A 22,344-nucleotide genomic window follows, 5' to 3' on the forward strand; every position below is an offset into this window, starting at 1 on the left:
CGGCCGGGGCGAGGGCCCCGGTCGCCGTCTTTCGGTTCGACATCGGTCGAATAGTAACTGTGGGTGGTGGCTCCGGCTAGGCCGAACGGCCACCGAAGTCGCCCCGCACGGTCACGATTCAGCCTCGGAACCGACCCGGCGCGCAACCCGTCAGGACTCGCCGCCCGCATTGCCGGACGCCCCGGCACTCGGGTCGTCGAGCCGGTACTTCGCCGCGGCCTCCGCCGCCGCCCCGGCGCGGTACTCGCCCCGCCGCTCCAGCGCCGACAGCGTCGCCACCACCATCGACGGGCCGTCGATGAGGAAGTGCCGACGAGCGGCCGCGCGGGTGTCGGAGAAGCCGAAACCGTCCGCCCCCAGGGCGACGAAGTCCGTCGGCACCCACGGGGCGATCAGGTTCTGCACCGCGCGCTGGTAGTCGCTGGTGGCGATCACCGGCCCGGGGGCGTTCTGCAGCTTCTGCGTCACGTACGGCTCGGAGTGGTTGTTCGGGTCCAGCAGCCGGGCCCGGTCGATCTGCTCCGCCTCGCGGGAGAGCTCCGTCCAGCTGGTCACCGACCACACGTCGGCGGCCACGTCCCACTCGGTGGCCAGCAGGTGCTGGGCCTCCAGCGCCCAGCGCAGCCCGACGCCGGACGCGAGCAGCTGGGCGCGCGCCCTGCCGTGCGTGTCCTGGGCCGGCGACAGCAGGTACATGCCCTTGAGCAGGCCCTCCACGTCCAGGCCCTCGGGCTCGGGCGGTTGTGCGTACGGCTCGTTGTAGAGGGTGATGTAGTACAGGACGTTCTCGCCCTGCGGGAACTCCTCGCTGCTGCCGTACATCCGGCGCAGACCGTCCTTGACGATGTGGGACACCTCGAACCCGTAGGCGGGGTCGTAGGCCACCACGTGCGGCATCGTCTTGGCCAGCAGGTGCGAGTGCCCGTCAGCGTGCTGCAGGCCCTCGCCGGTGAGCGTGGTGCGGCCCGCGGTCGCGCCCATGACGAAGCCGCGGCCCATCTGGTCGCCGATGGCCCAGAAACCGTCACCGGTGCGCTGGAAACCGAACATCGAATAGAAGATGTAGATCGGGATCAGCGGCTCGCCGTGCGTGGCGTAGGAGGTGGCGACCGCCGTCAGGGTCGCGACCGAGCCCGCCTCGTTGATGCCCTCGTGCAGGATCTGGCCCGCTTCGCTCTCCTTGTAGGCGAGCATCAGGCTGGCGTCCACCGCGGTGTACAGCTGACCGTTCGGGTTGTAGATCTTCAGCGTCGGGAAGAACGAGTCCATGCCGAACGTGCGGGCCTCGTCCGGGATGATCGGCACGATGCGGTGCCCGATCTCCGGGTCCTTGACCAGGTCGCGGACCAGCCGGACGAACGCCATCGTGGTGGCGATCTCCTGCTTGCCCGAACCCCGCTTGAGCACGTCGTAGACCTTGTCGCCGGGCAGCACCAGCGGCTTGGACGTGTTGCGCCGCTCCGGGACGTAGCCGCCCAGCTTGACCCGGCGCTCCTTGAGGTAGGAGATCTCCGGCGAGTCGTCGCCCGGGTGGTAGTACGGCGGCTGGTACGGATCGGCCTCGAGCTGGTCGTCCTCGATCGGGATGTGCAGCTCCGAGCGGAACGCCTTGAGGTTGTCCAGGGTCAGCTTCTTCATCTGGTGCGTGGCGTTGCGGCCCTCGAAGCTGGGCCCGAGGTGGAAGCCCTTGACCGTCTTGGCCAGGATGACCGTCGGCTGCCCCTTGTGCTCCATCGCCGCCTTGTAGGCCGCGTAGACCTTGCGGTAGTCGTGGCCGCCGCGGCGCAGACCCCAGATCTCGTCGTCGGTCATGCCGGCGACCATCGCCTTGGTCCGCGGGTCGCGGCCGAAGAAGTGTTCCCGGACGTAGGCGCCGTCGTTGGCCTTGAACGTCTGGTAGTCACCGTCGGCGGTGGTGTTCATCAGGTTGACCAGCGCACCGTCGCGGTCGGCGTGCAGCAGCGCGTCCCACTCGCGGCCCCAGACGACCTTGATGACGTTCCAGCCGGCGCCGCGGAAGAACGACTCCAGCTCCTGGATGATCTTGCCGTTGCCGCGGACGGGGCCGTCGAGGCGCTGCAGGTTGCAGTTGATGACGAAGTTCAGGTTGTCCAGGCCGTCCACCGCGGCGATGTGGATCAGACCGCGCGACTCGACCTCGTCGAGCTCGCCGTCGCCCAGGAACGCCCAGACCTGCTGGTCGGAGGTGTCCTTGATGCCGCGGTGGTGCAGGTAGCGGTTGACCCGCGCCTGCTGGATGGCGTTCATCGGGCCGAGACCCATCGACACCGTCGGGTGCTCCCAGAAGTCCGGCATCAACCGGGGGTGCGGGTAGGACGGGATGCCGCCGCCGGGGTGCGAGACCTCCTGGCGGAAGCCGTCGAGCTGGTGCTCGGACAGCCGGCCCTCGAGGTAGGCGCGGGCGTACATGCCGGGGGAGGCGTGGCCCTGGTAGAAGATGTGGTCGCCGCCGCCGGGGTGGTCCTTGCCGCGGAAGAACCAGTTGTGGCCGACCTCGTAGAGGCTGGCCGAGCTCGCGTAGGTCGAGATGTGGCCGCCGACGCCGATGCCGGGCCGCTGGGCGCGGTGCACCATGACCGCGGCGTTCCAGCGGATCCAGGCGCGGTAGCGGCGCTCGAGCTCCTCGTCGCCCGGGAAGAACGGCTCGTTCTCGGTGGCGATGGTGTTGATGTAGTCGGTGGTGGTCAGCGCGGGCAGACCGACGTGGCGCTCCCGCGCCCGCGCCAGCATCCGCAACATCACGTAGCGGGCGCGCTGCTGCCCGCCGGCGTCGACCATCGCGTCGAACGAGTCGAGCCATTCCGACGTCTCGCCCGGATCGGTGTCGGGGATCTGGGCGGCGATGCCGTCCCGGATCACCCGGTGCCGGGCGGGGGTGAGGTCCTCATACGGTGACGCAGCCAACGGAACTCCTCGTCACGTGCCGGGCCGCCCTGGTGGGGCGACCTCTCCAAGCGGCCGACTGGTTGTAGCTTGCCCTCTGCGCGGGCAAGGCGATCGTCCGGCGTCCATCCTCTCCCATGCCCGGCGTTCCCGCCGCCCCCCACCGCGGGCACGGTCGAGCGCGCCGCGATCGGTGCGGCACCCGGGTCGCCGGGACCGTCCGCGCGGCCCGACACGCCCGCCTCGACGGGGGTGGCGATTCCTGTTTCACCCCTGGGCTAATAGGCTGCCGGGAAACAACCGCGGGAACACACCCGGACCACGACCGGCGCGCCGGTCGACGAGGAGGACTGATATTCGTGAGCGACGTTGCGGAGCAGGCGGCAGCGACCGCCGCTCGGCTCGGTCTGACCGCTGACAGCGTGGTCGCCGAGTTCGGCTACGACGACGACGTCGACTTCGATCTGCGGGACGCGATCGAAGAACTGACGAACAACGAACTGCTCGACGAGGACACCGACGAGGTGCTCGACGCGGTGCTGCTGTGGTGGCGCGACGGCGACGGCGACCTCACGGACGCCCTGGTCGACGCGGTCACGCCGCTGGCCAGCACCGGGTCGGTCTGGGTGCTCACCCCGAAGACCTCCCACAGCGGGTTCGTGGAACCGTCCGACGTCACCGAGGCGGCCCAGATCGCCGGGCTGTCCTCCACCAGCAGTTTCGCGGCCGGCCCGGGCTGGACGGCCACCCGGTTGGTGCGCCCGAAGTCCGAGAAGTCGCGGCGCTGACCGCGTGACGGCGCCGGCTCCGCCGCGGATCGGTGACCCGGCGCCCCGGTTCCGGTTGCCCTCCGCGGCCGGGCCCGGCGTGGGTCTCGCCGACTACCGCGGACGCCGTCCGGTGCTGCTGGTGTTCTTCCCGTTCGCGTTCTCGCCGATCTGCACCTCCGAACTCGACGGCATGCGCGACCACGCCTTCGACCGGGTGCAGTTGATCGCGGTGTCGTGCGACCCCAAGTACAGCCTGCGGGTGTTCGCCCGGGAGCGGGGGTACACCTTCCCGCTGCTCTCGGACTTCTGGCCACACGGCGAGACCGCCCGGTCGTACGGCGTTTTCGACGCCTCGCACGGCATGCCGGTGCGCGGGACGTTCCTCGTCGACGCGGCGGGGGTGGTCCGGTTCAGCGAGATCAACGAGCCCGGGGACGCCCGCGACCAGGACGGCTGGCGGACCGCGATCGCCGCGCTGCCGGCGGCCACCGACGCGGGTTGAGCGCTCCCGCGGCCGGTGCCCCACCGGCGGTGGTGGCGCGCGGCGCCGTCCCGGCGTCCGGCGACGCTGATTTGGCCGTCCGGGCGGCAGCGGTGGAGAATGTGGGCGGCCACCGGCAGGTGGCCCGGGGCGTGTAGCTCAGCGGAAGAGCATCTCGTTTACACCGAGACGGTCGGGGGTTCGATCCCCTCCGCGCCCACTCTCGTCCACCGATCGCGGCCGTCCACCGATCGCGGCCGTCCACCGCAGCCCGTCGCCGGCCACCCCGGCTCTTGGTCGTCACGGGCCACCGGGTCACCCGGGCCGCAGCTCACGGCCGCCGGGTCACGGCAGCCGCCGGTGGATCCGCAGCGCGACCACCTGGGCCACCACGGCGATGCCGACGCACCACCCCAGCGCGGGCCAGATCGAGGTGCCGGCCGGACGCCCGTCGAGCAGGGCCCGGAGGGTGTCGACGATCGCGGTGACCGGCTGGTGCTCGGCGAACACCCGCACCGGTGTGGGCATCGTCGCCGTCGGGACGAAGGCGGAGCTGACGAACGGCAGCAGGATCAGCGGATAGGAGAACGCCGACGCCCCGTCGACGGAGGTCGCGGTCAGTCCGGGGATGACGGCCAACCAGGTCAACGCGTAGGTCAGCAGCACGAGGATGCCGATCGCAGCGAGCCAGCCGAGCACTCCGGCGTGCGGCCGGAAGCCGGTGACGAACGCCACCGCGACGATGACCGTCAACGAGAGCGCGTTCGCCACTAGGGATGTCAGTACGTGGGCCCACAGCACCGAGGACCGTGCGACGGGCATCGCGTGGAACCGGGTGACGATGCCGTTCTGCACGTCGGTGAACAGCCGGACCGCGGTGTAGGAGATGCCGGTGGCCACCGCGATCACCAGGATGCCCGGCAGCAGGTAGTTCACGTAGTCGGCCGCGCCGACGTCGATGGCGCCGCCGAACACGTAGGTGAACAGCAGCAGGAACGCGACGGGCATGACCGCCACGGTGATGAGGGTGTCCGGGCTGCGCCGGATGTGCCGCATCGACCGCCCCAGCAGGATGGTGGTGTCACGGACGGCGTTCACCGCGACCCTCCGTCGCCGCCGACCAGCGCGAGGAAGACCTGCTCCAGCGTCGGCTGCCGGGGCACGTACTCCACCTGTGCGGGCGGCAGCAGGTTCTTCAGTTCGGCGACGGTGCCGCCGGCGACGATGCGCCCGCCGTGCAGGACGGCGACCCGGTCGGCGAGCTGTTCGGCCTCCTCCAGGTACTGCGTGGTCAACAGGATGGTCACGCCGGTGTCCGCGAGATGCCTGATACTGCGCCACACCTCGAGTCGGGCTTGCGGGTCGAGGCCGGTCGTGGGTTCGTCGAGGAAGATCACCTCGGGGGAGCCGAGCAGGCTCATCGCGATGTCCAGCCGCCGGGTCATCCCGCCGGAGTAGGTGCCGGCGCGCCGGTCGGCGGCCTCGCTCAGTCCGAACCGCGCGAGCAGCTCGTCGGCGGCCCGGCCGGGTTCGGGGACCGTCCGCAACCGGGCGATCAGCACCAGGTTCTCCCGCCCGGTGAGCAGGCCGTCGACCGCGGCGAACTGGCCGGTCAGGCTGATCTTCCCGCGGACCTGCGCCGGGTGTTCGGTGACGTCCAGCCCGCAGATCCGGGCGGTGCCACGGTGCGGGGTCAGCAGCGTCGCCAGGATGTTCACCGTGGTGGTCTTGCCGGCACCGTTGGATCCCAGCAGGGCGAGGATCTCCCCGCGGCCGGCGGCCAGGTCGACCCCACGGAGCACCTCGACGCCGTCGAAATCCCTGCCAAGGCCGATGGTCTCGATCGCGAGGTCAGTCATGGCCGGTGCCCAGCCTGCGGCGGACGCTGCGGTTGAGGTCGTCGTGCCAGGCCGCGGTGTAGGTCCTGGCGTTGCGCAGCAGCTCGTCGCAGAACCCGGCGACGTCCTCGCCGGTGACCGTCAGGACGCCACGGCCGTCCGCGGCGCCGGTCTCGAACAGGCCGAGCAGATCGTCGAGGATGGCGATGACGTCCATCCCGCCGCCGGCGGAGAACTTCCACAGGTAGCCCTTGATCTCGTCGTAGACGATGCGGTAATCCGGTGGCAGCGCCGCTGCCCGTGCTTCCATCCGGCGCCACTGCTTCTTGTCGCCGATGAGCTTCTTCAGGATGTCGATGGCCGTGCTCCTCTCAGCTCGTGCATGGTCCGGGTGACGAAGTCCCACTTCGTCCAGAACGCCGCGAGGTCGGCTCGGCCGGCGTCGTTGAGTGCGTAGAACTTCCGCGGCGGCCCGACCGTCGACGGGCGTTTCTCGCTGACGACGAGACCGTTGCGCTCCAGCCGCAGCAAAATCGTGTAGACAGTGCCCTCCACCACGTCGGTGAAGCCGAGATCTCTCAGCATCGACGCGATCTCGTAGCCGTAGGTGTCGCCGCGGCCGATGATCTCCAGGACGCTGCCCTCGAGCACTCCCTTGAGCAACTCGGTCAGGTTGTCCACCGACGTCGTCTCCTCCCGTGGGTGCGACTGGTACCCGGTCACACTTTGTACCGGTAGTCTGTGACACCGGATAGCGGACGTCAAGTGGTCGTCCCGACGGCCCCGTCGCGGTCCGTAGAGTCGCGCACGACGATCGACAGGAGGCGCAGGTGCAGCACGCGGTGTGGACGGTGACCGGGGCGGAGTTCGCACCGGCCGCGGCGGTGACCCGGATCGGCTATCCGGCGGGGGAGACCCGGTCGCGTGGCGTGGTCGTCGGCGTGGTGCGGCTCATCGGCACGGCGGGGGAGCCGGCGCTGGGCGTCGTGCTGGACACGACCGCCGCGCACCCGCTGTCACCGACCTGGCCGGACCAACCCGCCGACGCCGGCGTGCTCGTCACCGCCCGGGGGGAGCGTGCGTTGCTCGACGTCCGGCAGGGGGTGCTCACCCCGGAGGGACTCCTGCTGGACGCCCCGCGGGCCGAGGGTGCCGCGGTGGTGGTGCATGTCGTCGACGGCACGGCCTCCGTCGCGCTCGGTGAGACCGTGACGGTGGCGGTCGACACGGTCGCGCGTCGGGCGCTGTCGCTCGCACACTCGGCGTGCCACCTCAACGCGCTGGCGCTGGACGCCGTGCTGGTGCCGTACTGGAACAAGCCGGTCCCGCAGACCGATTCACTGGGTCACCCCGCGTTCGACCAGCTCGCCATCCAGTCGTCGCGGCTGTCGCCGCACCGGGCGGTGGACGTCTACCGGCTGGGGAAGTCGTTGCGCAAGAAGGGCTTCGACGCCTCGCGGCTGGCGGGCGAGCTGGCCGCCGTGACCGGCGCGCACGCCGCGCTGCTGCAGCACTGGGTGGCCGCGGACGCGCCACTGCACGTGGAGGCGGGTGACGGGACGCTGGCGGCCCGGCGCGCGTGGTGCTGCGTCCTGGACGACACCGAGGTGGTCATCCCGTGCGGGGGCACCCATGCGGCGTCGACCGGTGAGCTGGCCGGGATCCACGCGACGTACCGGCTCGCCGAGACCCTCGACGAGCTGGTCGTCACCACGACGCTGCCGGGCTGACCCCGGCCGGCCGTCAGCCGAGCGGCGGGGTGGTGCCGGGCGGCGCGGGCTCGACGCCGGGCACCAGGGGGACGTCGGGAACAGGATCCGACGACGGGGTCGGCGCGGGACCCGGGTCGGGGGCCGGACCCGGATCGGGCGTGGGCATCGGATCGAGCGGGCCGGGGCTGCTGGGAATGGTCATGCTCCGAGAGTGCCACTGGTCCGGGACGTCTGCCAGACCGGGGCGGTTCCCGGGTCGGCGAGGCCGTTCACCAGGACCGCCCCGGCCGGTGGGAACAGACCGACCACTGGTGGCCCTCCGGGTCGAGCACCTCGAACCGGTGGTTGCCCCAGGCGGTGGTCTCCGGACCGCGCACCACGGTGGCGCCGGCCGACCTGACCCGGTCGAACAGCACGTCCACGGCGGCGTCGTCGTCCAGGCAGAGGACCGGGGCGCGGTTTCGTCGACGCCCCCACCACCGGTGACGCCGATCGACCGGCCGCGGCGGCCTGCATCATCACGACCGCGTCCCCGAGGCGCAGCTCCGCGTGACGGACACCGTCGCCGTCGGTGCCGTCACGGTTGATCACCTCGAAGCCGAAGGCGTCGACCAACCACCGGACGGCCGCGGCCGGATCGCGGTACAGGGTGAACACCGACAGGGTGGCGGTCACGGGCTGCTCCTCGGGTGACGGTGCGACCCGTCGAGGGTGCGCGGCACTCCGGTCAGGGAGTGACCTGAGGTCTCCGAACCCCGGGGTCGAGATCCCGGCCGGGCGACCCTGCGGGCGTCAGCACCGCGACCGCCGCGGCGGCGACGCACAGGACGGCGCAGACACCGAAGATCTCGCGGTACTGGGTCACCAGCGCCTCGGTGAGCAGCCGCTGGTAGTCGGCGAACTGCGCGGCGAAGACCTCTTCGGTCTGTCCGAACGGCAGCGGTGTGTTCAGCGTGGCGGTGAGCTCACGGAAGCGGTGCAGTCCCCAGGCGGTGAGCGCCGCGACCCCGACGAGCATGCCGGCGGTCCGTGCGACGACGACGGCCGCGGACGCCACCCCGTGCTCGCTGTCGGGCACCACCGCGAGCACGGCGGCCGCCAGCGGTGCGATCACCAGACCCAGGCCGAGGCCGGCGACGACCAACCCCAGCGGCAGCTCGGGCAGGCCGAGCAACCGGGCCGACTCGACGTCGGCGCCCCAGCGCGACATCACCAGGTACCCGGCGGCGGCGACCACCATGCCGGCCACGGTGACCACCCGGTCGAGCAACCGACGAGCCGACCACCCCCCGGCCACGGCCCCGACGGGCAGCGCCCCGAGGAAGGGCACCAGCAGCACGGCCGCCGATCCGGCGTCACGGCCGAGCACGGTCCGGGCGAACAGCTCGACGTCCACCAGCGTGACCAGCAGGGCCGCGCCGGTGAGCAGACTGACCACCAGCACGGCGGCGAACGGCCGCCGCCGCACCTGCCGCAGATCGATCAGGCGGGTGCGGGCCCGGCGTTCCCACAGCCCGAACACCACGAGCACCACCAGGGCGACGGCGATCAGCGGCCACCCCCACGGCGGCAGCGCCGCCCGTTCGGGATCGGGGTTGTACAGCGCGACCACCAGGACGGCGAGCGCCGCCGCCAGCAGCCCGCCGCCGACGAGGTCCAGCCGCCGGTCGGGATCGCCGCGGTCGGCCGGCAGCGAGCGGTGGACGACGACCATCGCCGCCAGCGTCAACGGCAGGTTGATCCAGAAGACCCACCGCCAACTCTGCGGCTCGAGGTGCACCGTCACCGACCAGGCGCCCAGGGCGGTGGCCACGGCCACCCCCCACAGGGTGCCCAGGACGCTCCCCGCCTCCTGGGCGGCCCCGACGGTGCCCAGCGCCGCGGACCGCCGCCGGGGCTCCCACAGGTCGCCGACGAGGGCCATCGTGACCGGCAACAGCGCGCCGCCCGCCGCGCCCTGCAGCACCCGGCCGGCCACGAGCAGCGCGAGGGTGCCGGCCAGCGCCGTGAGCACCGAGCCGGCGGCGAAGGCGAGCAGGCAGTACTGCAGCACCCGGCGGCGGCCCAGGCGGTCCGAGAGACGGCCGAGCAGCGGCATCGCCGCCACGTAGCCCAGCAGGTAGCCGGTGACGATCGGGGTCGCTCGCTCCAGCCGGTTGACCGGGATCTGGAGGTCGGTGACGATGTCGACGAGGACACCGACCACCACGTAGGCGTCGAGGGCGGCGAGCAGCACGGCGGCGCCGGCCGCGGCCAGCGCCGCGGAGCGGCGGACCGGCCGGGGAGGAGTGGTCCGCGTCACGACACGGCGGGTGCGGTGATCGCGAGGTCCTTGTCGAAGTCCCCGAGCTGCAGCGTGACCGTGGCCGGCTGCCCGTCGGAACCGGTGGTGCTGAACGACACCGACGAGGTCCGCGACGAGGCCGCGTCGACGACGAAGGTGCCGGCGACGTCGGTGGTGATGCCCGGGGTGAGGCTGGCGGCGACCTTCTCGGGCACGGTGCCGCTCACGGTGTAGCTGCCGTCCGCCTCGGTCACCGCGGACAGCCCGGTCGTGCTGGTCAGCACGGCGGCCACCCCCCGCTCGGGGTCCAGGATCGCCGTCGGGTCGTACACCTGCCCGGCCAGCGCCGCCGGCACCTCGGTGAAGCCGCCGGTGCCGGCTTTGAGGTAGAGCGCCGTGTCGACGACGACGAACTCCACCTCGACGAGCTGGCCGAACTGGCGGATGCTCGCGGTGCCCTGGGCGGACCCGGTGCTGGTGAGGTCGCCGTCGCCGGTCTGGACGACGAGGTCGGGCAGGGTGCCGGTGACGGCGAGCGAGAAGTGCGCGCTGGACACCGCTGTCATGGCCGTGGCGGAGCGGCTGATCAGCTCGGACGCCGACGGGGCCACGGTCGGCGCGGCCGACGGTCCGGTGCCGTCCGGCGAGGATCCCGACGAGCACCCGGTGATCGACAGGATCGACGTCAGCGCCGTGGCCAGCAGCCACCGGTGTCGGGCTCGAACGTGCATGACCGTCCTCCGTCGGGCCGGAGGATGACCGGCGTCGAGCGGACAGTACCGCAGTCGACGTCCGCCTCCCCGCTGTTCCGGCTGGACCGGGACGGGCCGCACCGCCCACCGCCGGACCCCCGGCCGTCCGGTCCGCGGTCACCGATGCCGATTGGCCGGCCGCACCGCCGGACCCTCGGCCGTCGGGTCCGCGGTCACCGACGCCGACCGGCCGGCCGCACCCGCCCGACCCCCGGCCGTCCGGTCCGCGGTCACCGATGCCGATTGGCCGGCCGCACCGCCGGACCCCCGGCCGTCGGGTCCGCGGTCACCGACGCCGACCGGCCGGCCGCACCGGCCGGACCTTCGCCGTGCGGTGGGACCGGGCGGACCGGCCTGGCCCAGCGGGCGCTGTGGGGGTGTCGGTCGGTGCCGGCGGTCAGGACGCCGCGGCGGCGTGACTGACCAGCGCCTTGCTGAACGCGGGCAGGTCGTCGGGGTTGCGCGAGGTGATGAGGACCCAGCCGTCGGTGTCGTCCACGTGCACCTCCTCGTCGACCCAGGTGCCACCGGCGTTGCGGACGTCGGTCTGCAACGACGGGTAGCTGGTCAACGTCCGGCCCCGCACCGCGCCGGCCTCGACCAGCGCCCACGGGCCGTGGCAGATGGCCGCGACGACCGTCCGGCTGGACACCGCGGCGGACACGAAGGCGACCGCTTCCCCGACCGTGCGCAGGGTGTCGGCGTTCACGGTGCCGCCGGGGATGACGACCGCGTCGTAGTCGGCGATGTCGGCGTCGGCGATGACCCGGTCCACCGGGTAGGCCTCCGACGGCTCGAGATCGTTGTTCACGGTGGACACCTCGCCCGCTTCGGGGGCGATCAGCACCGGTGTGCCCCCGGCGTCGATCACGGCCTGCCACGGCGTGGTCAGCTCCGGCTCCTCGATGCCGTGCTGGGAGGTCAGGAACGCGATGGTCTTGCCGGTGAGTTCGGCCATGAGGACTCCTTCGGATCAGGGGACCCCGGCATCCTTCGTCCGGGGCACTGCTGTGGTGCCCGATGGGGGGCCGGGCCGAAACCCGCCGGCGTGTCCCACGGCCGGGCGTGCGTCGTGGACCGTTGCGGCGCCCAGGGTCCCGATCGTCGTCGCTTCCGCGGCGACGACGGGTGGGTGCCCGAGGGCGCTCGCGCACACCCGCCGGCACCGCTCGCGCCGCGGTGGCCGTGGACCGCGCCGTGACCGGGCTCCACCGGAAACGCCGGGTGTGCGGGCGCACCGGGCGTTCCGGGGTGACGGACGGCGCGATCAGCCGGTCGTGGGCGTCGCCGTGGCGTCGCCGGGTTCCGGCGCACCCGGTCCACCGGAACCGGTCGTGGGCGCCGGGGGCGCATAGTCCAGCGGGATGCCGTCGGCTCCGGGTGGGCCGCTGACGAACGGCGGCGGATCGTCCACGTCGATGGACGGGTTGGCGCAGGTCGCGTTGAGCTCCGGCGTCGAGTACGGGTTGCGCAGCATCGCCAGCAGGAACTGTTCGAAGCGGGGATCGGCGCTGGAGTCCAGCGGCAGCTGATGTCCCCAGGCCTGCAGGGACAGCGGGGTGGCGAGTCCGGGGTAGGGCGTCATCACCAGGTAGGACACCTGCGGCACCAGCGCCTCGAGGTTCGCCCGCTCGTCGGCGGGGAGGCCGTCGGGGTCGTAGGCGATCCAGACCGCGCCGTGTTCGAGGGCGTGCACCATCATCTCGTCGCGGACCGGCGCGGAGTAGACGACGCCGTCGCAGGCCGCCCAGGCAGGGTCGTGCGGCCCGCCGACCGGGGGGTACCGGTCGTAGGCGACGCGGTCCGGGGCCGCGAAGTGGTAGCGCTGCGCGTAGAGCGAGGGCGCTCCGACGTAGACACCGTCGATGTCCACGGTGGGGTCCGGATTGGTCTCCGAGGGCAGCCAGCGGTCGTGCGAGTCGGGGTTCGTCGCGTCCGGGGAGGCGGCCGTCGACCCGTCGACCCCGCCGGCGGCGGTGGGTCGTCCGTCGACCGTCGGCGAACACGCCACCGTCAGGGCGACCGTCGTCAGGGCGACGGCGAGGCGCCGGGCGTGGGCACGGCGGTACGTCCGGGTCACAGCTACTCCTCCGTCGGGCCGTTCCCAGTGTGCCAGGCGCCCCGGACGTGACTGTGCGTCACCGGAACGGTGGCTCCCGCCGCGTCCGGCTCCACCCGTGCGGCCGGCGGAGGGCACCGCATCCGCGGACAGTGACCGGATCTGCGGGCGAGATTCACTCATCGTCACGTTGTCTTACTGTCCGTTACTCGGTTCAATGGGGTGGTGGTCACGTGCGGTGACCACCGGCCGTCCGTCGGCCCCGGACCAGGAGATTCCCGTGCTCAGATCCACTCCGACACCGGGCGCCGTCGTCCGCCGTCGCGGCACCCGCCGTGTCGTGACCCTCGTGGCCTCGTCGCGAGTGGTGGTCGCATCGTGAGTGGTGGTCGCATGGTGAGTGACGGAGCGGCCGCGGCGCCGGGAGCCACCGTCGCCCGCCGCCGACCCGCCGTCTGGGCGGCCCTGGACAGTGCGCCCGGCTACCGCCGGGTGGCCGGTACGGGGGTGTCGTCGCTGCTGGCGCTGGCCGCCGGTGCCGCCGTCGGGGTCGTGGCCCTGACCACCGACTCGACCCCGACGGTGGACCCTGCCGTGCTCGACATCGGCGCCTCGACGCCCACGGTCCCCGGCGGGGTCCCCGCCGACGGCTGGCTGCCGGTCCCACGGCTGCTGCTGATGCCGTTCACCGCCCTCGTCGGCACGCGGCTCGCGGTGACCCTGCTCGGCGTGGCCTGTCTCGTGGTGGCCGCGGCGGCGCTGTACCGCCTCACGGTGCGGATCTCGCTGGGTCGTGGCGGCCGGATCGCCGCGCTGCTCGTGCTCGTGGCCGCGCCGACCACGCTGTACCAGGAGACGACCACCACGACCGGCCCGGTGCTGATCGCCGCGCTGCTGGCCACCGTGGCCGGCCTGGCGCGTTGGGCACGGGTCAAGCGGACCCCGTCCGGCGGTGAACTGGCCATCTTCGCCGGCATCCCCTGCGCGATCGCCGTGCTCACCCGGTACGAGGGCTGGCTGCTGCTCGTCGGCGGCGTGGTGTTCATCGCGCTGGCCGCGCACCAGAAGGGTCGCGGGCCGCGGTTCGCGTTGCGCATGATCGCCTCGTTCGCAGCGGTACCGGCCGTCGGTGTGGCGTGGTGGCTGGCGTACAACTTCTCCACCCGCGGCACGGCCTTCGCCGGCGCCCCCGACGCGGCGGCCGCCCTCGGCCTGCCGTCGACGACCACCGCCGAGGTGCCGCCGCAGGGTCTGCTGCGCAGCATGACCGAGGCACTGCCCGCCGACGTCACCGGTGCGGTCGCCGTGGTCGTCGTGCTCATCGGTGTCGCCGCCGCGGTGCTGCGGTACCGATGGTCGGACCGGCTGTGGGTGGTCGGCCTCCTCGGCGCGGTGGCCGCCGCGGACGTCGTCGTCCTCAGCGGTGCGCTGGCGGCCGGTGGCCCGGGCTGGGTGGGTCGTACCGCACTGCCGGTCATCCCGGCGCTGGCCCTGACGACGGGTCTCGCGGTGGACTTCGCCCGCCGGGCCGTCCGTGCCCGCAGCGCTGTCACCGCGGTGCTGCCCGCGGCGCTGGCCGTCGCGTTGGTCGGCACGGCCGTCGGCGTGCGGCCCGGCGCCGACGACCACGCGGCCGCCGGGCCCGTCGCCGCACCGTCGGTCACCGGACCGTCCACCGCCGGATCGTCCGCTGCCGCGCCCGCACCGTCCACCGCCGCTCCAGCACCGCTGACCGCGGTACCAGCACCGCTCACCGCTCCGCCAGCGCCGGCCGGCCCCGACCGAACGGACCTCCCGTGACCGACACCGCCGTACCGGACCTCGCCGCGACGCCCGTCGCGGCACCGGCCGCCGACGTCGGGCCCGACCCGGTGTCGGACGGCTACCGCGAATACGCCCCGCTGCTCACGGCCAGCCCCACCGGAGCCGCCGGAGAGGCCAACTTCGCCGCCTGGGTGCCGCGTACCCCGCTGCCGCCCGTGCTGCCCCGCGAGACCGGGGGCCTGCTGGTCGCCGGCGGTCACATCACGCAGGAGCAGCTCGACCGGGCGCTCGAGGCGTCGCGCACCCAGGGCGGGTACGTCGGCGAGCACCTCGTCGCCCGCGGCGACATCCACGCGCTCACGCTGTACCGCGTCCTCGCCACGCTCTGGCAGGCACCCCTGGTCGACCTCGCCCACGAACGTGTGGACGAGGAGATGTTGCGCGGCATCGGGTCCCGGCAGATCCTCGCCCAGGGCTGGATCCCGGTCCGCCGTGAGGGTGACACGCTGGTCGTGGCCACCACCGTCGAGCCGACCGCGGCGCTGCTGGACCAGGTGCGGGCCGCGATGGGCGTGGACCGCCTCGACGTCCGCACCATCACCCCTCGCGACTACGCCCTCGCCGTCGGATCGGTGTTCCGCAACGCCCTGCTGCACGACGTCACCGACGGGTTGGCCGACGCGCAGCCCGAGCGATCGGCGCGGGTGAGCCTGTACCGCTGGCAACAGGTGGCCCCGGTCGCGCTCATCGTGCTGTGCGTCGTCGGGTTGGTGCTCGCGCCGAGCCCGACCGTGGTGGCGCTGCTCGTCGTGGCCAACCTCGCGCTGGGCGCCAGCGTCAGCTTCAAGCTCTTCGCGTCGCTGCGCTACCCGTGGGTGGTCGTCCGCGAGCGGTGGCGCGACCGCCGGCGGCGCCGTCTCGTCGCCCTCGACGCCGGCCCCGGCGATCCGCCCACGGCGCCGCCGGTGATCGCCGACCGTGACCTGCCCGTGTACACGATCCTGGTCCCGGCGTTCCACGAGGCCAACGTCATCGGCAAGGTGATCGACAACCTCGACCAGCTCGACTACCCGAAGTCCAAGCTCGACGTGCTGGTGCTGCTCGAGGAGGACGACACGGACACCATCGCGGCGGCCCGGGCGGCCCGCCCGCCGTCGTACGTGCGCATCGTCATCGTCCCGCGTGGGGTGCCGCAGACGAAGCCGCGGGCCTGCAACTACGGGCTCAGCTTCGCCCGCGGCAGCCTGGTGGTGATCTTCGACGCCGAGGACCGGCCCGAGCCCGACCAGCTGCGCCGGGTGGTGGCCGACTTCGCCCGCGACCGCGCCGACCGCGCCGCCGGCGGCACCGGCGCGCCGCTGGTGTGCGTGCAGTGCGCGCTCAACTACTCCAACGCCGGCTACAACGTCCTGACCCGGATGTTCGCCATCGAGTACACGCAGTGGTTCGACATGATGCTGCCCGGGCTGGACGGCACCGGCATCCCGATCCCGCTGGGCGGCACGTCCAACCACTTCGACACCGAGATGCTGCGGTTGCTCGGCGGCTGGGACCCCTACAACGTGACCGAGGATGCCGACCTCGGGATGCGCGCGTCGGCGCTGGGCTTCCGGGTGGGGGTCAACAGCTCCACCACGTGGGAGGAGGCGTGCTCGCAGACCGGCGCCTGGATCAAACAGCGCACCCGGTGGATCAAGGGCTACATGATCACCGCGGCGGTCAACTTCCGGCACCCGGTGAAGTTCTACCGCGCCACCGGGCCGCTGGGCCTCGTCGGGCTCACCGGGCTGATCCTCGGCACGCCCGCGGCTTTCGTGCTCTACCCGCTGCTGCTCGCACTGACCCTGGTGACGTTCGTCTTCGGCCGGTCCGTCGACCTCGACATCCCGCCGTGGCTGGTCGATCTGGGCATCGCCAACTTCGTCATCGGCAACGGGGCGACGATCATCGTGTCGGCGCTCATCGCCACCCGCCGGCACGGCTGGCGGATCGGCGTCTACGCCGTGCTGAACCCGCTGTACTGGGTGCTGCACTCGGTCGCCGCCTGGCGGGCGGCCTGGCAGACCCTGTTCACCCCGCACCACTGGGAGAAGACGCCGCATGGCCTCAGCGAGGACGGCGACGACGACGAGTGACCCGGCGCCGTCGGCCGACGGTGGCCGGGTCGTCGCCGGCGGGAGCCGGGCTCAGGCGGCGACGGAAGCGGCCGGGTGCCGGCCGGGTCGGCGCCGCCTGCCGACGGCGGCCGGGTCGTCACCGGCGGGAGCCCGGCTCAGGCGCCGACGTAGGCGGCCAGGTGCCGGCCGGTGAGCGTGGACCGGTCGGCGACCAGTGCCGCCGGGGTGCCCTCGAAGACGATCCGGCCGCCGTCGTGACCGGCGCCCGGGCCGAGGTCGATGATCCAGTCGGCGTGGGCCATCACCGCCTGGTGGTGCTCCACGACGATGACCGACGTGCCGCTGTCCACCAGTCGGTCGAGCAACCCCAGCAGCTGCTCGACGTCGGCCAGGTGCAGGCCGGTGGTGGGCTCGTCGAGGACGTACGTGCCGGCCCTGCCCCCCATGTGGGTGGCCAGCTTGAGCCGCTGGCGCTCGCCGCCGGACAGGGTGGTGAGCGGTTGGCCGATCGTCAGGTACCCGAGGCCGACGTCGACGAGCCGCTGCAGGATCAGGTGCGCGGCCGGCACCTTCGCCTCGCCGGCGGCGAAGAAGGCGCACGCCTGCGCCACCGACATCGTCAGCACCTCGCTGATGTCGCGGCCGCCCAGGTGGTAATCGAGCACCGAGGCGTCGAAGCGGCGGCCCTCACAGACCTCGCAGACCGTGGCCACCCCGGCCATCATCGCCAGGTCGGTGTAGATGACACCGTTGCCGTTGCAGTTCGGGCAGGCGCCCTCGGAGTTGGCGCTGAACAGGGCCGGCTTGACGCCGTTGGCCTTGGCGAACGCCTTGCGGATCGGCTCGAGCAGCCCGGTGTAGGTGGCCGGGTTGCTGCGCCGGGACCCGCGGATGGCGCCCTGGTCGATCGAGATGACCCCCGCCCCGGCCGGGATGGAACCGTGGACCAGCGAGCTCTTGCCCGAACCCGCGACCCCGGTGACCACCACCAGCACCCCGAGCGGGATGTCGACGTCGACGTCGCGCAGGTTGTGGGCGGACGCGCCGCGGATCCGCAATGCCCCGGTGGGGGTCCGGACGGTGTCCTTCAGGCGGGCACGGTCGTCCAGGTGCCGGCCGGTCAGGGTGCCCGACGCCCGTAGGCCCTCGACCGTGCCCTCGAAGCAGACCTCGCCGCCGGCGCTCCCGGCCCCCGGGCCGAGATCGACCACATGGTCGGCGATGACGATCATCTCGGGCTTGTGTTCGACCACCAGCACCGTGTTGCCCTTGTCGCGCAGCTGCAGCAGCAGGTCGTTCATCCGCTGGATGTCGTGCGGGTGCAGCCCGGCCGACGGCTCGTCGAAGACGTAGGTGACGTCGGTCAGCGACGACCCGAGGTGCCGGATCATCTTGACCCGCTGCGCCTCGCCGCCGGACAGCGTGCCGGCCGGCCGCTCCAGGGACAGGTAGCCGAGCCCGATGGCCACGAACGAGTCGAGCAGGTGTCGCAGCGACGCCAGCAGCGGCTTCACCGACGGTTCGGTCAGCCCCGCCACCCAGCCCGCGAGATCGGTGATCTGCATGGCGCAGGCGTCGGCGATGCTGATCCCGTCGATCTTGGACGAGCGCGCGGCCTCGGTCAGCCGGGTGCCGTGGCACTCCGGGCAGACGCCGAACGTCACCACCCGCTCCACGAACGCCCGGATGTGCGGCTGCATCGCGTCGACGTCCTTGGACAGGAAGGACTTCTGGATCTGGGGGACGAGCCCCGTGTAGGTCAGGTTGATGCCCTCGACCTTGATCTTGGTGGGCTCCTTGTAGAGCAGGTCGTCGAGCTCGCGCTTCGTGAACCGGCGGATCGGCTTGTCGGCGTCGAAGAACCCGCAGCCCCGGAAGATCCGGCCGTACCAGCCCTCCATGCTGTAGCCGGGAATGGACACCGCCCCCTCGTTGAGGGACTTGCTGTCGTCGTAGAGCTGGGTGAGGTCGATGTCGGAGACCGACCCGCGACCCTCGCACCGGGGACACATGCCACCGGTGACACTGAAGCTGCGGCGCTCCTTGACGGTGCGGCCGCCCTTCTCCGTCTCCACCGCGCCGGCGCCGCTGATGGAGGCGACGTTGAAGGAGAACGCCTGCGGAGAGCCGACGTAGGGCTGCCCGAGCCGGCTGAACAGGATGCGCAGCATGGCGTTCGCGTCGGTCGCGGTGCCGACGGTCGACCGCGGGTCGGCGCCCATCCGCTGCTGGTCGACGATGATCGCCGTCGTCAGACCGTCCAGCACGTCGACGTCCGGGCGGGCCAGCGTCGGCATGAAACCCTGCAGGAAGGCGCTGTAGGTCTCGTTGATCAGTCGTTGCGAGTCGGCGGCGATGGTGCCGAAGACCAGCGAGCTCTTGCCCGACCCGGACACCCCGGTGAACACGGTCAGCCGCCGCTTGGGCAGCTCGACGTCGATGTTCTTCAGGTTGTTCTGCCGGGCACCGTGCACCCGGATCAGGTCGTGGGAGTCGGCGGCGTGCCGCCCGGCGGCACGGTCCTCGGTCGTCGTGCGGGTGGTCATCGGATCTCCCTGCGGGGGGCGGGACCGCGGCCGTCGGACCGGGACGCGCGGTGGCTCGAACTGCTGGTGGAGGTCACCTTAGATCCGCCCCGGTCCGGTCGGCTTCTCGATTCCGGACCGGTCGGCGACACCCCGGCGCCGTGACGCCGGTGGGCTCCCCGGTCACCCCGCGTCCCGGCGGGTCCGGTTGGTGATGCCCACGGCCGCGAGCAACCCGGACGTGATGAGCAGGCCGGCGGTCCACGCGACGAGGCGGTGGAAGCCGTCGAGGTCCAGCACGCCGCCGGCGATCACTCCGGCGAAGGCGATGGCCACCAGGCCGGCCACCCGGGAGACGGCGTTGTTCACCGCGGAGCCGATCCCGGCGTGCCGCTCGGCGATGCCGCCCAGGATGGCCGAGGTCAACGGGGCGACGGTGACGGCCAGTCCGACACCGAACACCACGATCCCCGGCATCAGCTGGGTCCACAGCTGCAACGGCACCTCGGCGCCGAGCATCAGCAGGTAGCCCACGCCGGCGATCACCGGTCCGGCCGCCATGAACAGCCGCGGCCCGAGACGCCCGGCGAGACCGCCGAAGACCGACGACAGCAGCAGCATCATCACCGTCACCGGCATCAGCACCACCCCGGCCGCGGTGGCGGTGAACCCGGCGACCTGCTGCAGGAAGAGCGTGACGGCGAACGAGCCGAGCGACAGCGCCCCGTAGATGCCCACGGTGGCGAGGTTGCCGACCCAGAAGTTGCGCACCCCGAACAGCTCCAGTGGCAGCATGGGGTGCCGGCTGCGCCGTTCGACCAGCAGGAACGCGGCGAAACAGGCCGATCCCAGGACCAGCGGCAGGTAGACGACCGGCGAGTGCCAGCCGAACCGCCCCTGCTCGATCAGCGCGAAGACGGGACCGGCCAGCCCCGTGGCACCGAGCGCGGCGCCGAGGTAGTCCACCGGGACGCGGTGCGCGGGCGGTACGTGGGGATCGGCGCGGTTCAACCGCGCGAGCATGACCACGGTGACGGCGATGGGCAGCACGTTGATGCCGAACACCCAGCGCCAGGAGACCGCGTCGACGAACACCCCACCGAGCAGCGGCCCCACGATCGCGGCGACCCCCGACCACGCCGTCCAGCGCCCGATCGCCCGGCTCTGCGCCGGTCCGCTGAGGGCGGCGATGACCATGGCCAGGCTGGACGGCACCAGCAGGGCGCCCGCCGCGCCCTGCAGTCCCCGCGCCACGACCAGGAACAGTCCGCCCGGCGCGACGGCGCAGAGCACCGACGTCACCCCGAAACCGAGCAGGCCGATCCGCAGGATGCGGACCCGGCCGAACTGGTCGGACAGTGATCCGGCCAGCAGGATCAGCGATCCCAGGGTGATCAGGTAGGCGTCGAGGACCCACTGCTGGATGGTCAGCCCGCCACCCAGGTCGCCGACGATGGCGGGCAACGCCACGTTCACCACGGTGCCGTCGAGGAAGGCCACGAAGCTGGCCAGGATCGCCACCACCAGGACCTGCCGCTGCAGCGGGGTCATCGGGGCGGTGCCCGGGGCGGGGGGAGCTGGGGGCTCGACCGGCCGGGTCACCGGCGGCCTACCGTCGTCGGGCATGGAACACGCACCGGCGGACACCGCGGGAACCACCGGGATCGGCCGGCGGCGGTGGCGGTCACAGCTGCTTCCCGACGGCAGCGGACCGGCCGACCCCGCCGACGTGGTCCGGTGGCTGGGTGCGGTGCAGGCCCAGGACCACGGTCAGTCGCTGTGGGCGGTGGCCTCCCGGATGCGCGAGCCGTCGACCGCCCGGGTGGCGGCGGCCGCGACGGACGGCCGGATCCTGCGGACCTGGCCGATGCGCGGCACCCTGCACTGGGTGGCCGCCGAGGACGCGCACTGGATGGTGGCGCTGTCGGCCGACCGGATGGCCACGACCGCGGCGACCCGCCGACGTCAACTCGGGATCACCGACGACGAGCTGGCCCGGGCCGGTGAGGTGCTGGTGGCCGCGCTGACCGACGGGGACGTGTGGGACAGGCCGCGGGTGATGGCGCTGTGGACGGACGCGGGGATCCCGGTCGACGGCCAGCGCGGCTACCACCTGCTCTGGAACCTGGCACTGCAGCGGGTGGTGGCGATCGGTCCGATGGCGGGCCGCCAGCAGACCGTCGTGGACCTGGACAGCCACGTGCCACCGGAACGTCGGGCGACCCCGGCCGATCCCGGCGCCGAGCTGGCCCGCCGCTACCTGCAGAGCCACGCGCCGTGCACCGACCGCGATTTCGCCTGGTGGTGCGGCAGCACGCTGACCGAGGCCCGGCGGCGGCTCACCGCCGCCGGCGCGGTGCCCGACCCGACGGGGGACCGGCTGCTGACCGCGCCGGACGGGTCCGCCGCGGCGGCCGGCGCGTCCGGGGTCGCCCTGCTGGCCGGCTTCGACGAGTTCCTGCTCGGCTACCAGGACCGTTCCGCCGTGCTGCCCACTGCCTTCGCCGACCGGATCGTTCCCGGCGCCAACGGCATCTTCGCGCCGTGCGTGGTGGTCGACGGCGTGGTGGCGGGCACCTGGCGGCGGACCCTGACCCGCGGTGGCGTGACGGTCACGGTCGTCCCGTTCCCCGGTCGCGCACTCGATCCGGACGAACTCACCCGGGCGGCCCGCCGCTACGCCGCCGCGATCGGGGTGTCCGAGGTGGCCGTCGCCGTCGACGGATGACCGGGGACGGACGGGTGCCGCCGGTCGGGTGTCCGGTGGCTGTGGGGCGTCGTCGCGCCGTCCGCGGACCCCGTGGACGGTGGTGATGGTGCCGTCGATGGCGAGCTCCCTCGTGAGCACCGCCGGCGGGCCCCGGGCGGTACGGCCACGAGCGTAGAGAACCGGTCCGACACTGTGCCGCCGGCGGGGCCCGCCCCGACCTCCGACGCGACAGGCGCCGCCGACCGGGACCGCGGACGGGGACGGACCGCCCAGGAAACGCAGAACACCCCCGGGCCGGTGGCCCGAGGGTGTCGCGTGGCGCCGATGAGGGCCGATCTCTCGGTGCCCCCGGCAGGATTCGAACCTGCGCACCTGCCTCCGGAGGGCAGTGCTCTATCCCCTGAGCTACGGGGGCGCGAGAGATGACA

At 72.7% G+C, this 22,344-nt stretch carries 19 protein-coding genes and 2 tRNA genes; 7 read left to right on the forward strand and 14 right to left on the reverse strand.

All coding sequences use genetic code 11. The annotated features are described in order from the left end of the window. Positions 1-150: 150 nt before the first annotated feature. Positions 151-2,925 carry a pyruvate dehydrogenase (acetyl-transferring), homodimeric type gene (gene aceE, locus DB033_RS03265; protein WP_111765438.1) on the reverse strand — a complete coding sequence of 925 codons (2,775 nt, stop codon included), beginning with the start codon at positions 2,923-2,925 and terminating at the stop codon, positions 151-153. Positions 2,926-3,254: 329 nt separating this feature from the next. Between aceE and DB033_RS03270 the strand changes: the two genes are divergently transcribed. From DB033_RS03270 to DB033_RS03280, 3 genes are all read left to right on the forward strand, one after another. Continuing rightward, the gene (locus DB033_RS03270; protein ID WP_111767197.1) at positions 3,255-3,692 is read left to right on the forward strand and encodes a DUF3052 domain-containing protein; all 438 of its coding nucleotides are present in this window, start codon (positions 3,255-3,257) and stop codon (positions 3,690-3,692) included. Between the two features lie 4 nt (positions 3,693-3,696). Next, a complete protein-coding gene (locus DB033_RS03275; protein WP_205843623.1) occupies positions 3,697-4,176 on the forward strand; it encodes a peroxiredoxin in 480 nt (159 codons plus the stop codon). A 127-nt stretch (positions 4,177-4,303) separates the two neighbouring features. Next, a tRNA-Val gene (locus DB033_RS03280) sits at positions 4,304-4,375 on the forward strand. 125 nt (positions 4,376-4,500) lie between these two features. Here the strand turns inward: DB033_RS03280 and DB033_RS03285 are convergent. Genes DB033_RS03285 through DB033_RS03300 form a run of 4 tightly spaced genes read right to left on the reverse strand, consistent with a single transcriptional unit; the run spans position 4,501 to position 6,674 of the window. Further along, a complete protein-coding gene (locus DB033_RS03285) occupies positions 4,501-5,253 on the reverse strand; it encodes an ABC transporter permease (protein ID WP_111765439.1) in 753 nt (250 codons plus the stop codon). After that, entirely contained in the window at positions 5,250-6,014 is a 765-nt protein-coding gene (locus tag DB033_RS03290) for an ABC transporter ATP-binding protein (RefSeq protein WP_111765440.1), read from the reverse strand. Before DB033_RS03290 ends, DB033_RS03285 begins: the two co-directional genes overlap by 4 nt. Continuing rightward, a complete protein-coding gene (locus DB033_RS03295; RefSeq protein WP_205843624.1) occupies positions 6,007-6,303 on the reverse strand; it encodes a DUF1048 domain-containing protein in 297 nt (98 codons plus the stop codon). Before DB033_RS03295 ends, DB033_RS03290 begins: the two co-directional genes overlap by 8 nt. A 35-nt stretch (positions 6,304-6,338) precedes the next feature. Further along, positions 6,339-6,674, reverse strand: a complete 336-nt coding sequence (locus DB033_RS03300) for a PadR family transcriptional regulator (RefSeq protein ID WP_111767200.1) — start codon at positions 6,672-6,674, stop codon at positions 6,339-6,341. Positions 6,675-6,823: 149 nt separating this feature from the next. Here DB033_RS03300 and DB033_RS03305 point away from each other — a divergent pair, with 149 nt between their 5' ends. Then, complete coding sequence (locus DB033_RS03305; RefSeq protein WP_111765441.1) at positions 6,824-7,723, forward strand: alanyl-tRNA editing protein; 900 nt, start codon at positions 6,824-6,826, stop codon at positions 7,721-7,723. Positions 7,724-7,736: 13 nt separating this feature from the next. Here the strand turns inward: DB033_RS03305 and DB033_RS20510 are convergent, their stop codons facing one another. The 6 genes from DB033_RS20510 to DB033_RS03330 all read right to left on the reverse strand — a co-directional run bounded on the left by DB033_RS20510 (position 7,737) and on the right by DB033_RS03330 (position 12,821). Further along, positions 7,737-7,907 carry a hypothetical protein gene (locus DB033_RS20510; RefSeq protein ID WP_157970480.1) on the reverse strand — a complete coding sequence of 57 codons (171 nt, stop codon included), beginning with the start codon at positions 7,905-7,907 and terminating at the stop codon, positions 7,737-7,739. Positions 7,908-7,974: 67 nt separating this feature from the next. After that, entirely contained in the window at positions 7,975-8,145 is a 171-nt protein-coding gene (locus tag DB033_RS20515; RefSeq protein ID WP_338066269.1) for a VOC family protein, read from the reverse strand. Between the two features lie 287 nt (positions 8,146-8,432). Further along, positions 8,433-10,007: an MFS transporter gene (locus DB033_RS03310; RefSeq protein ID WP_111765442.1), complete on the reverse strand. Its 1,575-nt coding sequence runs from the start codon at positions 10,005-10,007 to the stop codon at positions 8,433-8,435. Beyond that, positions 10,004-10,720 (reverse strand): LppX_LprAFG lipoprotein, encoded by a 717-nt coding sequence (locus DB033_RS03315; RefSeq protein ID WP_111765443.1) that lies wholly within the window; start codon positions 10,718-10,720, stop codon positions 10,004-10,006. The genes DB033_RS03310 and DB033_RS03315 overlap by 4 nt, the downstream gene beginning before the upstream one ends. A 418-nt stretch (positions 10,721-11,138) precedes the next feature. Beyond that, positions 11,139-11,699, reverse strand: a complete 561-nt coding sequence (locus DB033_RS03325) for a DJ-1/PfpI family protein (protein ID WP_111765445.1) — start codon at positions 11,697-11,699, stop codon at positions 11,139-11,141. 309 nt (positions 11,700-12,008) lie between these two features. Next, entirely contained in the window at positions 12,009-12,821 is an 813-nt protein-coding gene (locus DB033_RS03330) for a DUF3105 domain-containing protein (RefSeq protein ID WP_157970482.1), read from the reverse strand. Between the two features lie 372 nt (positions 12,822-13,193). Here DB033_RS03330 and DB033_RS03335 point away from each other — a divergent pair, with 372 nt between their 5' ends. Then, entirely contained in the window at positions 13,194-14,600 is a 1,407-nt protein-coding gene (locus DB033_RS03335; RefSeq protein ID WP_111765447.1) for a glycosyltransferase family 39 protein, read from the forward strand. Then, on the forward strand, positions 14,597-16,699 hold the full coding sequence (locus DB033_RS03340; protein ID WP_205843625.1) for a glycosyltransferase: 2,103 nt from the start codon (positions 14,597-14,599) through the stop codon (positions 16,697-16,699). Before DB033_RS03335 ends, DB033_RS03340 begins: the two co-directional genes overlap by 4 nt. 137 nt (positions 16,700-16,836) lie before the next feature. On the opposite strand, the gene DB033_RS03345 is transcribed toward DB033_RS03340, so the two are convergent. Together DB033_RS03345 and DB033_RS03350 are read right to left on the reverse strand one after the other, a co-directional pair. Beyond that, complete coding sequence (locus tag DB033_RS03345; protein ID WP_111765448.1) at positions 16,837-19,227, reverse strand: ATP-binding cassette domain-containing protein; 2,391 nt, start codon at positions 19,225-19,227, stop codon at positions 16,837-16,839. A gap of 162 nt (positions 19,228-19,389) precedes the next feature. Next, on the reverse strand, positions 19,390-20,757 hold the full coding sequence (locus DB033_RS03350; RefSeq protein WP_111765449.1) for an MFS transporter: 1,368 nt from the start codon (positions 20,755-20,757) through the stop codon (positions 19,390-19,392). A gap of 73 nt (positions 20,758-20,830) precedes the next feature. On the opposite strand from DB033_RS03350, the gene DB033_RS03355 reads away from it, so the two are divergent. Beyond that, positions 20,831-21,934 (forward strand): winged helix DNA-binding domain-containing protein, encoded by a 1,104-nt coding sequence (locus DB033_RS03355; RefSeq protein ID WP_157970483.1) that lies wholly within the window; start codon positions 20,831-20,833, stop codon positions 21,932-21,934. Positions 21,935-22,259: 325 nt separating this feature from the next. Here the strand turns inward: DB033_RS03355 and DB033_RS03360 are convergent. Next, positions 22,260-22,331, reverse strand: a tRNA-Arg gene (locus tag DB033_RS03360). Between the last annotated feature and the right edge of the window lie 13 nt (positions 22,332-22,344).

This window comes from Nakamurella deserti, assembly GCF_003260015.1.
Classification (GTDB): Bacteria; Actinomycetota; Actinomycetes; order Mycobacteriales; family Nakamurellaceae; genus Nakamurella; species Nakamurella deserti.

Excerpts from the sequence above, each read along its gene's own strand:
- DB033_RS03290 (WP_111765440.1), bottom strand. The coding sequence starts at position 6,014 with ATGACTGACCTCGCGATCGAGACCATCGGCCTTGGCAGGGATTTCGAC.
- DB033_RS03295 (WP_205843624.1), bottom strand. The coding sequence starts at position 6,303 with ATGGAAGCACGGGCAGCGGCGCTGCCACCGGATTACCGCATCGTCTAC.
- DB033_RS20510 (WP_157970480.1), bottom strand. The coding sequence starts at position 7,907 with ATGACCATTCCCAGCAGCCCCGGCCCGCTCGATCCGATGCCCACGCCC.
- DB033_RS03315 (WP_111765443.1), bottom strand. The coding sequence starts at position 10,720 with ATGCACGTTCGAGCCCGACACCGGTGGCTGCTGGCCACGGCGCTGACG.
- DB033_RS03325 (WP_111765445.1), bottom strand. The coding sequence starts at position 11,699 with ATGGCCGAACTCACCGGCAAGACCATCGCGTTCCTGACCTCCCAGCAC.
- DB033_RS03335 (WP_111765447.1), top strand. The coding sequence starts at position 13,194 with ATGGTGAGTGACGGAGCGGCCGCGGCGCCGGGAGCCACCGTCGCCCGC.
- DB033_RS03345 (WP_111765448.1), bottom strand. The coding sequence starts at position 19,227 with ATGACCACCCGCACGACGACCGAGGACCGTGCCGCCGGGCGGCACGCC.
- DB033_RS03350 (WP_111765449.1), bottom strand. The coding sequence starts at position 20,757 with ATGACCCCGCTGCAGCGGCAGGTCCTGGTGGTGGCGATCCTGGCCAGC.
- DB033_RS03355 (WP_157970483.1), top strand. The coding sequence starts at position 20,831 with ATGGAACACGCACCGGCGGACACCGCGGGAACCACCGGGATCGGCCGG.